The organism is Streptomyces sp. NPDC088725 (assembly GCF_044751305.1).
GTDB lineage: Bacteria > Actinomycetota > Actinomycetes > Streptomycetales > Streptomycetaceae > Streptomyces.
The window spans coordinates 135591-150192 of sequence record NZ_JBIVLO010000008.1; the positions used below are offsets into that span (position 1 = coordinate 135591).

The following is a 14602-nucleotide window of genomic DNA, read 5'->3' on the forward strand; positions in this document are numbered from 1 at the left end:
TCACTTCCGAACGGAGCGCGCCCGCGCCGCTTCGAGGTAGCTCTCGTGGTTGCCCCGGTACACGGAGGCGTTGCGCTTCTCCATCCCCATGCGGGCGAGCAGGGCGTCCACGAAGCCCTGCTCGAAATCGCCGAGCTTGTCTCCGCCTCCGGGGAGATTCTGGTAGGCCGCCGGGAGCACCGCACCGGATCCGGTGATCAGGTAGACCTGAGCGACGGAGAGGGTTCCGTCCACGGCGGTCAGAGCGTTGTGGGCGGACTGCTTGCAGTCCGTGGCATTGCCCCACCGCCGGGTGAAGTAGTCGTTGAAGCGTTTCAGCCCGCCGCTGCCGTTGTAGTGGTCCTTCACGGCATCGACGATGGTCTTGGCGGGCGACGAGGCACTGCCCCGCACGGCACGGGCGAGAAGGTACCCGTCGGCGTCCTCGATGAGGTCGCTGAAGCCGAACGACGAGGAGACCCCGGGGACGGCCAGCCTGTCGTGGGCGAACTGCAGAGGACTGGCGTACTGCGCCTCGGAGTTGCGCCAGTCGGCCCAGAACGTCATCAGGTCGCCGGCCCAGCCACCGACGTCTCCTCCGTTGGCGGCCTTCATGTTGTCCGGCTGGTCGGTGAGCAGATGGGCGTTGGCCGTGGCCATCATGTGCTCGGCGCCGAGCTGGTAGCCGGTGAAGGGATCGGTGAAGGACGTCTTGATGCTCATCCCGTTGGACTCGCAGTACTCGACGAACCCGGCGTCGTAGCCGCCGATGAGATACCACCAACCGAGCTTGTTCGCCGTGCCCTTGTCTCCGTACGCCTGATGACGGATGTACTCCATGACGAGCTGGCTGCGCTTCTGGCCGCCGGCGCCGTATGAGCCCGCGAGGTCGTACAGGCGCTGGATGTAGGCGATGAAGTCGTCCGCGGGACCGCCGGTGTCGTTCACCGAGGAGACGCCGCGGTCGAGTCCCGAGACGACGTCGTTGTCCAGGTCGAAGGTGTCGGACCCGTTGGCGACCTGGAACTCCTTGATCTGGTTGAAGGACCAGTTGCGCGGGATGGGGAAACCGAGGTTGCCGGAGAAGCCCCAGGACATGCCCGAGACGAACGAGTAACGGGCGAACGTCGCGTTGCTGACGGAGCTGCAGACGTTCCGGGAGCCGTACACACCGTGGGTGTACATCTTGCCCTGGCTCGCGAGGGCGGCCTGCACGCCCTGGAAGTACGGCACGACAGCGCTCTGGATCTCCTCCCCCGTCGCGTCGTAGTCGACGGCGAAGTAGATGGTGGTGCCGCGGTTGAAGCCGTAACCGGAAGCGCACTTGTGGGCGTTCAGACCGTGCTGGTAGCCGGTGGTGTAGGTGAAGTCCGCGACCTCGCGGGCGTTGTCCTGGTAGATCGGGAACACCTTCAGGCCACTGCCGAAGATGATGTCCAGCTCCCCGGGCTTGATCTCCTTGTCGAGTGTGGAGCCGGGAGGGTCGTAGATGTAGCGGCCGACGAACCGGTAGTTGTGCTCGTACAGCCATTTCGCGCGGGAGCTGGTGATCTCGAACCGCGTGTCCGATCCGGTCGCGGGCCGGTCGGGGTCGCCCATGGATACCAGGAGCTGGGCCCAGGTCCGGTAGTCGCCCTGCCCGTTCTCCGTCAGCTTGTTGAACCGCTGGAAGGCCGACACCCACTGGGTGAGCTTCGTGTCGAAGGTCGAACGCCAGGTCGTCTCCACGGCGTTGCCGGCGCCGTCGTCGGTCGGCGAGTTGAAGACACAGGCAGCCGAGAAGAGTTGGACGAAGACGCCGGAGTTGCCCTCGGTGAGCGAGTGGGCCTGTAGCCCCGCCTGAGTGGCCGTGCCGAAGTTGCCGGTCGGCTCGGCGATGCCCAACTCGTATTGCAGGGCGATCATCAGCGACTTCTGGACATCGCGTGAGTAGATGCCGTCGCAGGGACCGATGCTGTAGGCGTCCCGTTTCCAGTAAGCACCGTTGAGCCACCGCTGGATGCCGCGCACCCCGTCTGTCCCGCCGGCCACGACGACGTAGGCGTCCATGTTGAGAATGGCCTTGGCGACCTGGACGTTGATGACGCCCTCGCCGCCGACGCCCATGTTGTCGCGAAGCTCGGCCACCGCCTCACGCGTGACACCGGTGAACCATCCCTCGCTTCCGGGCTCGACCGCCCAGTAGCCCTTGCACCACAGGCCGAACTCAAGGATGGAGACGATGTTGCGGTTCGTGTCCCAGTCGAAGCCGATGTCTCCGAGGGCCGCGAACTTCGCGTACGTGGTGGGCCCGAACGAGGCCACGACCGGGCTGATGCCGAGTTCGTGCTGAAGGCCCATGACGAGGGAGTCCATGGTCCCCCAGCCGGTATGACCGTCCTCGGCACACCGTACGTAGCCGGCCACCCCGGCGTAGGTGGAGTTCACCCACTTCTGAGCTCTGAGAACCTGGTCGTCTGCCACAGCTGGACCCTCTCCTGCGGATACTCACGGGTATGCCCGCGACCCGGCCGGGTCGTGCGGCGGTACGCGGCGCTGTCACCGCGCGCGCCGGCCTCGACCGGCGGCTCGGGCCCGGCATAACCGCGAACGAATGAGTGGTGGGCGCGGCTCACCCATGGAGGTGGACCGCGACCGAGGCAGGCCCCACCCCGTTGGTTGAGGGATCAGCCGCCGACAACGGCACGCTGCCCCGGGGGAGCGGACGCCGAGAGCGCAGCCGCCCGGAACGCGTCGACGCCCCGGCAACCATAGGATGTGCAGGTGCTGTTGAGAAGCGCTGAAGGTTACGAGGAGATGTAACTGGCTGAAAAGCGCCCCCACTTGGATGACCGGCGCACAGACCCGCCACGCCCGGTCTTCCACCGGGCAGTAGGTCGTGGCTCGGGGGCGGCCCACTCGGGGGCTGCGGCGGCGCCGGCGAGGCACGAGCACCTCGGTGACTCGGCGTGATCGCGCCACCGACCGCCCCGTCGCCCTCGCGGCCGGGCCGGGGACAGCAGGTCCCGCCCGCGCTGGCCCTGCTGTCCAGGTCCTCTATGGCCTGTCCGGCACATCCCGCCTGGCTCGCGACGCCCGGCACGCACACTCGCCGCGTTGTCGGAGTAGCCCGGGTACGTCCGGGCCATCGACGACGCCGGCCCTCCGCCTTGCGATTGCACGCACCAGACGCCGCAAGCCCCGCCCTTCGGGCGGACGGCGCTGCGTGTCAGACAGGCCCTACAGCCGCTTCGCGCTGCGCAGGGTGCTCGCGTAGTAGCCGTTGCCGTCGAGCCGGGAGGTGCCGCCCTTGTCGCCGATCGTGGGGCCGTTGACCTCTTCGCGGCTGGAGATGAAGATCTTGTGGCCGTCGGTGTCGTTGCCCATGTACATGCCGACGTGGTCGAGCCGTTCCTTCGTCCGGTTGTCGAGCTTGAAGAAGACCAGGTCGCCCGGCTGGAGCACATCGATCGAGGTGGGCCGCGAGTACTTCGGCGCTGAGCCGGTGAGCGAGATGATGTCCGCGCCCAGGTCGGAGCGGGCCATTCCGTTCGCCGTGCGCGGCAGGCCGTCGCCCTGCTTGTCGGTGACCATCAGGGGGTAGCGGGCGCGGTACCCGAACAGCGTGCGGATGAAGCCGGAGCAGTCCATCGAGCGGGCGCGGAGCGGCTGGGGCTGCATCGTCGTACCGTCGCGGAAGGTGTACGGGATGCCGAGGTAGTCGTAGAAGTCGGACTCTTCGAGGCGGTAGTCGTTGCCCTCGGAGCCCTCGGGGTTGATCGGGCCGAAGTTGGCGTCGCCCGCGTACTTGACGCCGACGTCGTCCTGCTTCACCGGGGCCTGGTCGGTGTACTGGAAGGCCATCGCGAAGAGGTCGTCCTCCTCGTTGCCGAAGGCGTCCTTGAACCAGTCCTTGAACCACTTCTCCTTCTCGGCGCCCTTCTTCCACGGCTCGGGCATCAGCCGGACCCAGTTCTCCGTCACCACGCGGCTCTTGGTGTTGGCGGCCTCGGTGAAGGTGCGGCTGGGGCCGGTGAGCGTGGCCGTGCGCGCCAGGTCGGTGAAGGTGGCGAGCACGTCACCGTTGTCGGCGCGCAGGACGGACCGGTCGGGGTGCTGAAGCCGTTCCCAGGTCTGCTCGCCGGCGAGTGCGGTGGACTTTCCCGGCCTGTCGGTGACGGCCTGGATGGCGGGCAGCTTGGCCTGCTCCTCCTTGCGGAGCTCCACGGTGAAGTACGCGCTGCCGGCGAGCAGGGCGAGAACGGTCGCGGCGTGCAGGACGGGGCGGGAGCCCCGCTTGGCCTTGGCACTCATGAGTTCAACTCCGATCGGTCGGTCAGGCGGACGGCATGAAGCCGAGCAGGATCCCGGCGGTGAGGACGACGTACGCCATCAGCGTCACGGAGCCGGTGGCCAGGATGGTGGGGCCCTTCGGCTGACGGACCAGCTGATAGGCGATCAGGCCGGGCACGATGAAGCCGAGGGTCTGGTTCGTGTACATCAGCGGGAATTCCAGCTGGAGCACGATCATCAGCGTGCCGTTCAGCACCACGCCGATCATCACGACCGTCGCGAAGAGCCGCTTGCCGTAGAGGATCACGAAGCGCTGCACGAGCAGGGTCACGACGTACGTGAGCACCGTGACGCCCACCACCATGGCGGCGCGCTGAAGGTCCTCGGCGAGGGTCAGCGCGAGCCAGCCGGGCGTGATCATGCCGCCCGGGGAGAGGTTGGTGGTCAGGTAGCAGACCAGGGAGAAGAGCAGCCCGAGGGCGATGCCGATGGCGGCGATCTCCGGGGTGAGGACGGCGGGGATCAACGGTTCTCTCCAGAGTTCTGCGACGGGTCGGGCTGCGGTCTGTGCTGCCGCCGTACGGGGGAATGCTGCTGGTGGCGGGATTCGTAGGCCGGCGAGTAGTCCAGGAACGGGTCGAGCCGGGGCACGTACAGCTCCACCGTGTGCACGGGGCCCTCGTCCTGGTCCCGTTGATCCCGTGGTGCCTCGTCCTGCGCGGTGGCCGATCCGTCGCGCGGACCTCGCGACTCGTCGCCGGGCGCGTCGTCAGGCCCGTGCCCCGGCTGGTCGTACGGCGCTCCGTCGTACGGCGCTCCGTTGTGGGGCGCGTCGTCGTACGGCGCTTCGTCCGGCTCCTCGTCGGCGGGGAGTTCCGCCAGGTGCTCCAGCAGGTGCTCGCCCTGGCCGTGGATGTTGCCGATCGCCACCAGCGAGGAATCCGCGCCGAGGTGGCCGAGGAGCTTGTCCATGAACTCCTCGGGATCGCGCCGGTCGCCGCCGAGGTCGACCGCGCGCGAGCGCCACTCGGCGGGAATCGCGTCGATCGCGCTCTTGGCCGGGTGCCCGATCACGAACACCTTGTCCGGCATCAGATCGGGGATGATCTGGCCCATCTGACCGTTCCGCTCGACGCGGTCGGGGCGGCAGTTGATGACGACGTTCAGCGGCCGGTGGATGGCGTTCACATCGAGCAGCTGGTTGATGTTCATCAGGGTCGATTCGGGGTCGTTCGCCGCGAACACGTTCGCGAACCGCAGCCGCTTGCCGTCCGGGGTGCGGTACCGCTCGACGGAGAGGACACCCGGGTCCGGCGGGGCGTCGTACATGCCCTGGAGCGCGGTCTCGCGCTCCACTCCGAGCAGTTCGGCGACCTTCAGGGCGATGGCCACGTTCTCCTTGAACGTGAACCAGCTGAAGCCGCGCAGCTCCTCGTCGGAGACCGTGTCCGGGTCCGCGTAGATGAGTTGGCAGTTCCGGGCGTCGGCCTCCTCCTGAAGGATGGAGAACCGTTCCTTCTCGGCCGTGATGCAGATGCCGTCCTCCGGCATGGAGCGGGACAGCGAGCGCGCCACGTCGTCCAGCGTCGGGCCCATCTCGGCGAGATGGTCCTCACGGACGTTGCACAGCACACCGATCGTGGACCGGATGAGCTTCGACTGGTTGATCTCCTGGAGCGCCGGCATGACGGCCATGCACTCGATCACCAGCGCGTCCGGGCGGTACGAGGCGGCACGGCGGACGATGCCGATCTGCTCCACGACGTTGGCGATGCCGAACTTGCGGTAGACCGGCTCCTCGGTGGCGTCCGGGTGGATGAACCGGGCCGCGGTGCCGGTCGTCTTGGCGACGGTGACGAGGTCCCCGCCGCGCAGCGCGCCGGCGCACAGCCGGGTGATGGAACTCTTGCCCCGGATGCCGTTGACGAGCACCCGGGTGGGGATCAGCTCCAGGTTGGCGAAGTGGCGTCGCTGCTCGATGATGCCGGCCAGCAGCAGGATCGCGCAGCAAACCACCAGGACGGTGTAGAGAAACAGCACGGCGTATCAGTTCCTTCCGGCCGGCGCCTGGGCGCCGTCCCGTTTGCGCTGCTCCTGGAGCTGCTGCCGGATCACTTCCAGACTGCGGACGACGGCGCCGACCTCGTCGTGGTGGCGCGGGTAGAGGACGGTGCGGCGGTCTCCGTCCGCGAGCGCCTCGGCCTGTCCGGCCAGCGCGCGCATCGGGCGGGCCACCACGATGTGGAGCCAGCCGAGGCAGGCCGCGGCCGCGGTGAGACCGAGGAGACCGGCCAGCACGGTGCGGTTCTGCAGCGTGTACTCGGGTATCACGAGACCGGCCGCCGGCCGCCAGCTGACCACGGTCCAGGAGAGCGGCTTCGCGGCGCCACCGCCCACGAACGGGGCCGCGGCGGCGATCTGGACGCTCTGGCCGTCCCGGTAGAGGACGGCGCCGGCCCGCGCGTTCTTGCCCGCCTTCACGTTGGCTCCCGTCACGAGCGCGTCGAGACGGTCGGAGGGCAGTTTCTGGAACGCCCGGTAGCCGGTGTTGCCGGCCAGCACCCTGCCCTCGGCGTCGACCACCCGGACGTCGCCGAGGCCCGGCCGCTTCAGCAGCGAGTTGACGAAGTCGATGCGGAACTCGCCCACCACGGTGGCCCCCGGGCTGCCGGACACCACGGCACGGGCGACGATGACCGGTTCCTTGCCGCTGTGATTGGTCACGGCGATCGGTTCGGCGCTGTCGCCGGAGGCGGTTCCGTCGTGCGGCTGTCCGCCCGTCCTGGCCAGGATCTCGCCGCCGTCGCCGCGCACGTAGAGGGACTGGTACCTCAGGTGCTGCTGCGCGGTGCGCTCCAGGACGTCGGTCATCTGGTCCGCGGTGGTCTCCCGGCTGATCTGGGAGGCCACCGACGCGAGGTCGGCGTGGCCCTCGTTGAGCGCGCGCCGGACCCGGTCGGTCAGGGTGTCGGTGCGCTCGCGCTGGTCGTTGACGAGCTGCTGGGGGATCACGGCCCCGGAGTCGGCGCGGTTGAGCAGGAGCGCCAGCGGGCCGGACCAGGCGAGGATGAGAACCGCGCAGCCGGCCATGAGAGCGCGGGCGCCCAGCCGGCGCTTGCGCCGGGGAGCGGTGGGCCCGCTCGTGTCCCGCGTTCCGTGGAGCAGCTGCGACCGCAGTCGCTCCAGCGCGGCGCCGATCCGCGCGCCCTCGCCGTACCTCGGTACGGACACCGGCCGCTGGAGGTCGCCTCTGGCGAGCCGCCGGCCTTCGAGGAAGAGCCGGATCAGCGGACGCTGTACGAGGCTCAGCAGCAGGGCCACCACAACGATGCCGATGACGAGGAGCGCTCCGGCGGCGAGGATGCCGAAGACCGTATCGGTGGCGCGGGTCGGGTCCTCGGCGACTCTGATCATCGCCACGACCGTGAGGCCCAGCGCGGTCGCGGAGGTGCCCTCACCGGGCTGGGGGGCGGCGAGTGTGGCGTATCCGGCGGTCGCCCGGTCCCCGTTGTACACCCCGCCGACCAGGCTGCCGCTGACGCCGAGGAAACCGCCGGCGCCAGGGGCCTTGGACTTGAGCGGATGCTGCTGCGCCTTCTTGGCGGCGGTCTTGGCGAAGGCTTCGAGCTGCTTGTTGTCCCGCTTGACGTCCTCGCGCTGATCGTCGGTCAGTACCTGCTCGGGCTCGGGGATGCCGTCGCTGCTGAGGATCGCGCCCGAGGTGTCGAGGACGGCGATGGACCGGAACTGCCCGAGGCTGATGCCGGGGAAGCGGAGGCTGTTCGAGGCGACCAGGAGCTGCTGCGGCCGGCCTTCCCAGGACAGCAGGGCGAAGGACAGCAGCCGGGTCTCGCCGTTCGCCAGGCGCATCATGCGCGGGTGCAGTCCCCCTTCCTCGGACAGCGACGCCCGGTCGATCGCCGTCAGCGGGACGTTCTCGCCGCGCGCGGCGAGCAGCTTGCCCGACGTGATCTCGACGACCGCCGTGCCGCGCCACTTCTGGTAGACGCTGCTGATCTTGTCGAGGACCGCGTCGGCCGAGACCGGTTCGCCCGCGTTGAAGAGCGCGGCGGCCCGGTTGAGGTCGGTGACGCCCTCGTCGAGCGAGGCGCGCATCGCGATGGCGCCGTCCTCGGCGAACTGCTGCTGGGAGGTGAGCACCGCCTCGGGGACCTCGTCGTGCGGGACCCGGCCCAGGCTGAACGCGGTCAGCGCCGCCAGCGCCAGCAGCAGGACGGACAGGACGGCGATGGGCGGGCGGATTCCACCGAGCAGCGACATGTCGGCTCTTCGCCGGGCCCTATGTCGTCTGCCCATCCGTGCTGCGGCCACCGAGGGCGCCTCTCTCTTGGATCGTCATTGCGGTGGTGACGCGGCATCGGCGCGTTACCGGAAGTCGTACGGGTTCCACCGCGGCGGTACGTCACGCGGCGGACGGGGTGTCCGGGCGGGGCGGTTCAGTCGGTCAGATCGCGCAACGGCCTGAGACCGTCCTTCGCGGCACCCCGGTTGAGCATGGTCCCGCGGGTCCGCTCGAAAGCGACGCGGTAGCGGGCGCGCTGCTTGTCGGTGAGGTTCTTGTCGTCGCGCAACGCCGCGACGACATCGACCAGGCGGTAGTCGGAGGTGTCGCCGTCATCGACGCCGCCGTCGTCATCGTCGGCCTCGACCTCCGCGACGCTTTCGGCGGTCGGCGGAATGTCGACGAGTGTCGGCACGTAGCGCGCCTGGACGTCCCACGCACCGCCGCGCTCGGCGAACTCGAACCAGCCGATGATGCCTTCCTCCGACAAGCCGGTGGGCACGTCGTGGCGGGCGAGTTCATTTCCCAGGCTGTACGCGAACCAGGTACCGCCGACCTTCTCCATCGGCTGCACGACGTGCGCGTGATGGCCGATCACCAGGTTGATCCCGGTCTCGCGGGCGATGTCCCGGGCCAGCTTGAGCTGGGAGGTGCTGGGGTTGGGCCAGTGCTCGCGGCCCCAGTGGATGCTGAGGATCACGACCTCGGCTCCGGCGGCCCGCGCGGCCTTCTCGGCGGCGGCGATGTCCTTGAGCTTGATCTCGTTGGCCAGCCAGAGCTTGTCCTTGGGGACTTCCCGGCCGTTGAAGCCCGTCGCGAAGGCGATGTGCGCCACCTTCACGCCCTTGACGTCCATGATGAGCGGCTTGGCGGCCTCTTCCGCACTCCGCGCCGAACCGGTGTGCTTCAGCCCCGCCTTGTCCAGCGTGTTCAGGGTGCGCCGCACACCGGCCTCGCCGTGATCGAGCGTGTGGTTCGACGCGGTCGAGCACGTGTCGTACCCGACGTTCTTGATCGACGTGGCGATCTGCGGCGGAACCACGAAGTCCGGGAAGTTCTGGAAGGGCCCCTTCGGCTCCCCCGCGACCGCCTCGAAATGGCAGATCGCCAGGTCGGCCTTGCTGATCACGGGCTTGACCCCGGCCATCATCGGGTCGAAGTCGAGTCCTTCGGAGCCGTGGCCCGTCGCCTCCGCGTCCTTCTTCGCCTGATCCGTGAGCTGCGGGTGGATCAGGATGTCACCGGCCGCGGCCACGGTGAAAGAACGACCGGTCGGCTTGGGGTCGTCGCCCTTGCCGACCGTGGCGCAACCTGCGGCGGGCACGACGAGCAGCAGGAAAGCGACGGCGCGAGCCATGGGTCTGAGGCGAGAGGGTACGAGCACTCAGGTATTTTCATACACCTATTGCCGACACTTCCCCCACAAGAGTGAATATTTTGAAACTTTCGCAGGTCAGCGCCATGATCGCAATTCTTGTGGCAAGCGTCACGTCTTGTGCCGCGCAACCATCCACGCCTCCCGCGCAGTCCACCGCGAGGGCGTCGAAAGGTGTCGATTTGCGGGAGCGTGTCGCCGGATTCACGTCCTCGCTCGGCCCGGACGGGGGCTACCGGGACCCGACCTCACAGGAGCGGAAGACCGTCGCGGAGGGCGTCGGTCTGCTCCTTGACGGCCACCGGGCCGAGGCGGCCAAGCGTCTGGCCGACATCGACTTCCGGCTCCGCACCCTGACCGACCGGGTCGGCGGTCGCCGGTACGCGGAGATCGCCGACAACGCGGAGACCAGCCGGGCGGCCCGCGGCTGGGGCCGGATCTACGTCGACCTCGACACCGCCCCGCAGTGGTCGGTGCAGGTCCCGCACCCGTTCTCGGACCGGGCCAGCGACATGGTCGGAGTCGGCGTGCTCCGGGCCACTCCCGGCGGGGTACTGATCCTGGCGGGCGCCCACCGCGAGGCGGGAGAGGGCAACGAGAGCGACATGGCGCACCGCCGCGACTCGGTCTTCCACGCCGTCTGCGCGGAGCTGCTGAAGCGGAGGCTGCCGGGCATCCAGGTCCACGGATTCGCGAACGCCTCCGCTCCCGGATACGACGTGATCGCGTCCACGGGCGCCGGCGGCAAGGGCCGCACGGCCGGCCGCGCGCTGGCGGACGGCCTGCGCGAGAAGGGGTTCACCGTATGCCGCGCCTGGGCCAGGGACTGCCCGCTGGCCGGCCGCGAGAACGTCCAGGGGGTGGCGGCGAAGGCGGCCGGCGTCCCCTTCCTGCACGTCGAGTTCAACCGCGACGTACGGACGGACGAGAAGCTCATCGGCCGGGTCGCGGCGGCGTCGAAGGCGGCGACATCCGCCTGGGGCATCACCCCGGCGCCCGCCGCCCCGGCCTCCTCACCGGCCGCCCGTCCGGCCGGGTAGCCGGGTAGCCGGGGAGGAGGGGACAGCGTTCCGTGCACGCGTTGAGGACGCGTCCGCCGGACGCGCCGGCCAGCGCGTCGGGTTCGGCGGTCCGGCACGGGCGGCCCGGTCATTACCTCAGCGGTAATCGACCGCGCGGGACGGCTGCGGCACGCTGTGGAAGCAGGCAGGACGAGGCAGCGCAGACATCGCCGGTCAAGGCACCGGTACGCCGTCGTCCGGCCGCGCTTCCCGCCGGTGAGGCGGGCGGCGCATGCCGCAACCGCGCCCTCCGGGCGCACCCGTACAGAGGAGAGGACACCGTTGTGACCACGCACGAGGACGCCGTCGAGCGCTACTTCACCGCCTGGAACGCCGCCACCCCCGAGGAGTTGGCCAAGGCGGTCGCCTCGGCGTTCACCGAGGACGGCACCTACACCGACCCGCTGGCCGACGCCAAGGGCCACGACGGAATCGCGGCGGCGATCACCGGTGCCCACGAGCAGTTCCCCGGCTTCGAGTTCAAGCTGACCGGCACGCCGGACGCGCACCACAACCTGGTGCGTTTCACGTGGGACCTGGTCTCCACCGCCGACGGATCCGCCCCCGCGGCCGGCTTCGACGTGATCACGCTCGCCGACGACGGCCGCATCACCAGCGTCGCCGGCTTCCTGGACCGCCTGCCGGGCGCGTGACCCACGCCCCTCAGCGTGCCGCCTGAAGGACCGCGGCCGTCTCCGCGTCGGCGGGCAGGAACGTCTCGACCGCCAGCTCGGAAACGGTCACGTCCATCGGCGTGTTGAAGGTGGTGGCGGTCGAGATGAACGACAGCTCCCGGCCGCCCGCCTCGATCCTGAGCGGCAGCGCGTACGGGTGCGGCGCCAGGCCGTGCCCGTCGTCGCGCATGTCGGCGGCGGGGGCGCCGCCGGCCGGCGCGGGATAGGCGGCGACCTCCTCGTACAGGCTGTACAGCGCCTGCGACGAGCGCAGCGCGGCCTGCCGTTCCATCCGTTCCAGCAGGTGGGCGCGCCATTCGCCCAGGTTGCGGATCCGCGGGGCAAGGCCCTGCGGATGCAGTGTCAGGCGCATGGCGTTCATGGGCGGTTCGAGCAGGTGACCGGCCACCCCGTCGAGCAGCATTCCCACGCCGCCGTTCGCGGCCACCACGTCGTACATCCCGTCCATCACCAGGGCGGGATTGGGTTCGTAGGCGGTCAGCACCTGTTCCAGGGCCGCCCGCAGCGGTGTCATCGCCGGGGCGGTCAGCGGCGTCTCCGGATACGAGGGGGCGTAACCCGCCGCCACCAGCAGCGAGTTGCGCTCCCGTACGGGTACGTCGAGCTGCTCGGCCAGGTGCAGCACCATGGACTGGCTGGGTGTGGACCGGCCGGTCTCGATGAAGCTGATGTGTCGTGCGGAGCTCTCGGCCTTCAGAGCCAGTTCGAGCTGGGTGATGTGCCGCAGCTTGCGCCAACCCCGCAGCAGGCTCCCGACCTTCACGTCATCGACCGTCCTGGTCATGGCAGTCGTCATGACCAGGACGGTATCCGATCCGGCCGCCCGGATATCCGCCGCGAGCCATCTTCGGCCATCACATGCCCGGAATCCTCCGGGCGCCGACGGCGCGCGCCGTGGGAGATCCGACGGGGCGTCCCACTCGGCAGGTCCGGGCAGCGTGGTCCGCCGCATCGCCCGACCTGCGCGGACAGCCGGTTCACGGCCTTTCGGCGGGTGATGACCCCGTGCGCGTCACCAGGGCACTGGGCCGGCGTCCTCGAAGAACTGGCCGGTCGGGCCGTCGTCGGGCAGGGTCGCGAGTTCGATGGCGATCGCCGCGCCCTGTTCGGGGGTGCGCCCGCCCCGGAAGCCGTTGAGATCGGTCGCGACGTAGCCGGGGCAGGCGGCGTTGATCAGGATGTTCGTGCCACTCAGCTCCCGGACGTACTGGAGGGTCACGGCGTTCAGGAACGTCTTCGACGGCGCGTACGCGACGGACACCGGACCCGCCGTCTGCTCGGCGTTGCTTCCTGACTGCCGGGTGAGGGAGCCGACGCTGCTGGACATGTTCACGATTCGCGGCGAAGCCGAGCGCCGCAGCAGCGGCAACATCGCGTTGGTGACGCGGATGACGCCGATCACGTTGGTCTCCACGACCGTTCGGATGGTGGCGGGATCGACCCGGGAGGGCTCCTGCGGCATGTCACCGGTGATACCGGCGTTGTTGACGAGCGCGTCGAGGCGCCCGGCCCGGTCCTCGATCAGCCGTGCGGCGGCGGTCACGCTCGCGTCGTCGGTCACGTCCAGCGGAACGCCGAACGCGTCGGCGCCGGCCGCGCGCAGTCTCTCCACCGCGTCCGTACGGCGCTGATCGTCGCGGGCGCCGACGCCGACACTCCAGCCGAGGGCGCCCAGGCCCGCGGCGATCTCGTAGCCGATTCCCTTGTTCGCGCCGGTGACCAGCGCAATCGTTCGTTCGCTCATGGGCACCATGCTGCCCCCGGCCCCCGGCGGAGGTCCAAGACCGATCAGGTGGACACCGATACCGTTCCGGTATTGATCAGCGTAGCGTGGCCGCGTGGAGACCCGGGAACTGCGGTATTTCGTCGCTGTCGCCGAAGAGCTGCATTTCGGGCGCGCGGCGCGGCGCCTCGGGATCGCGCAGCCGCCGCTGTCACGGGCGATCCGTCAGCTCGAACGGCGGCTCGGGGCAGCACTGCTGCACCGGACCAGCCGCACCGTCACGCTGACCGAGGCCGGCTCGGTGCTGCTGGTGGAGGGCCGGGCGGCCCTGGAGGCGGTCGACGCCGCCGAGCGCCGGACCCGCCGCGCCGCGCTTTCCCCGGCCGGCGGCCCCGGCCTGGTCCTGGTCACGAAAGCCGGCGCGTCCGGCGAACTGCTGGCGGAACTGCTCGACGCGTACGCCGCCCAGCCCGGCGCGGTCCCTGTGGAGGTCATCCTGTGCGGCCCGGCCGAGCAGGGGCGGCTGCTGCGCGAGGGCCGGGCCGACGTGGCGCTGCTGCACTCGCCGTTCGACTCGACGGCCGGATTCCACACCGAGGAGCTGCACACGGAGAGCCAGGTCGCGGTCCTGCCGGCCGGGCATCCGCTCACCGCCCGGTCCCATCTGCGCATGGCGGACGTCACCGGGCTGCCGGGCCTGCCCCTGCCGCGCTGGCCCGGACCGGACGGCACCTACCCACCAGGCACCGGCCCGAAGGTCCGCGACCAAGCCCAGTTGTTGCAGCTCGTCGCGCTCGGCCGTGCCTGCGCGGTCTCACCCGAGTCCTGCCGAGCCCAACTGCACGGTGACCTCGCCGCCGTGCCCGTGCTGGACGCGCCGGCGGTCACCACCATGATCGCCTGGCCACCGCAGAGCCGGTCCAGGGCCGTCGCCGACCTCGTCCGGACCGCGACACACCTCTCGTAGTCCCGCCGCGCCCGCCGGATCGCGCCTGACACAGCACCGCTCCCCCAGCCGGCCGTCCACGGGGCGCGCCCGGGCCAACCGCGACGCTCAGGGGCCGTCCAGAACGCTCAGCGGCAGGAGAACGCGGTCCGACGACGTCCACCGAGGCTCACGCGGGGCCAGTCGGCCCGCATTTCGCCGTCCGGCGGTGGCCGGGCCCACGCAGGCGGGGTGTCCCGGCAGTGCGC

Annotated in this window: 11 protein-coding genes; 3 read left to right on the top strand and 8 right to left on the bottom strand. The window is 70.0% G+C overall.

Features of this window, described 5'->3' with window-relative positions; all coding sequences use genetic code 11:
- The 6 genes from ACIP6N_RS21305 to ACIP6N_RS21330 form a co-directional block, all read right to left on the bottom strand.
- A complete protein-coding gene (locus ACIP6N_RS21305; protein WP_401817584.1) occupies window positions 1-2442 on the bottom strand; it encodes a glycoside hydrolase domain-containing protein in 2442 nt (813 codons plus the stop codon).
- Window positions 2443-3198: 756 nt separating this feature from the next.
- Window positions 3199-4272: a C40 family peptidase gene (locus tag ACIP6N_RS21310; RefSeq protein WP_401817586.1), complete on the bottom strand. Its 1074-nt coding sequence runs from the start codon at window positions 4270-4272 to the stop codon at window positions 3199-3201.
- Between the two features lie 22 nt (window positions 4273-4294).
- A complete protein-coding gene (locus ACIP6N_RS21315; protein WP_401817588.1) occupies window positions 4295-4777 on the bottom strand; it encodes a poly-gamma-glutamate biosynthesis protein PgsC/CapC in 483 nt (160 codons plus the stop codon).
- Window positions 4774-6291: a poly-gamma-glutamate synthase PgsB gene (gene pgsB / locus ACIP6N_RS21320; RefSeq protein ID WP_401817590.1), complete on the bottom strand. Its 1518-nt coding sequence runs from the start codon at window positions 6289-6291 to the stop codon at window positions 4774-4776. Before pgsB ends, ACIP6N_RS21315 begins: the two co-directional genes overlap by 4 nt.
- A gap of 6 nt (window positions 6292-6297) precedes the next feature.
- Entirely contained in the window at window positions 6298-8532 is a 2235-nt protein-coding gene (locus ACIP6N_RS21325; RefSeq protein ID WP_401817592.1) for a HAMP domain-containing protein, read from the bottom strand.
- A gap of 176 nt (window positions 8533-8708) precedes the next feature.
- Window positions 8709-9911 (bottom strand): CapA family protein, encoded by a 1203-nt coding sequence (locus ACIP6N_RS21330; RefSeq protein ID WP_401817593.1) that lies wholly within the window; start codon window positions 9909-9911, stop codon window positions 8709-8711.
- A gap of 200 nt (window positions 9912-10111) precedes the next feature.
- Between ACIP6N_RS21330 and ACIP6N_RS21335 the strand changes: the two genes are divergently transcribed.
- Window positions 10112-10969 (top strand): hypothetical protein, encoded by an 858-nt coding sequence (locus ACIP6N_RS21335; protein WP_401817594.1) that lies wholly within the window; start codon window positions 10112-10114, stop codon window positions 10967-10969.
- Window positions 10970-11274: 305 nt separating this feature from the next.
- Window positions 11275-11643 carry a nuclear transport factor 2 family protein gene (locus tag ACIP6N_RS21340; RefSeq protein ID WP_401817596.1) on the top strand — a complete coding sequence of 123 codons (369 nt, stop codon included), beginning with the start codon at window positions 11275-11277 and terminating at the stop codon, window positions 11641-11643.
- 10 nt (window positions 11644-11653) lie between these two features.
- On the opposite strand, the gene ACIP6N_RS21345 is transcribed toward ACIP6N_RS21340, so the two are convergent.
- Window positions 11654-12469 carry a helix-turn-helix domain-containing protein gene (locus tag ACIP6N_RS21345; protein WP_401817883.1) on the bottom strand — a complete coding sequence of 272 codons (816 nt, stop codon included), beginning with the start codon at window positions 12467-12469 and terminating at the stop codon, window positions 11654-11656.
- A gap of 228 nt (window positions 12470-12697) precedes the next feature.
- A complete protein-coding gene (locus tag ACIP6N_RS21350) occupies window positions 12698-13429 on the bottom strand; it encodes an SDR family oxidoreductase (RefSeq protein ID WP_401817597.1) in 732 nt (243 codons plus the stop codon).
- Window positions 13430-13523: 94 nt separating this feature from the next.
- Here ACIP6N_RS21350 and ACIP6N_RS21355 point away from each other — a divergent pair, with 94 nt between their 5' ends.
- Complete coding sequence (locus ACIP6N_RS21355) at window positions 13524-14375, top strand: LysR family transcriptional regulator (RefSeq protein ID WP_401817598.1); 852 nt, start codon at window positions 13524-13526, stop codon at window positions 14373-14375.
- Window positions 14376-14602 lie beyond the last annotated feature (227 nt).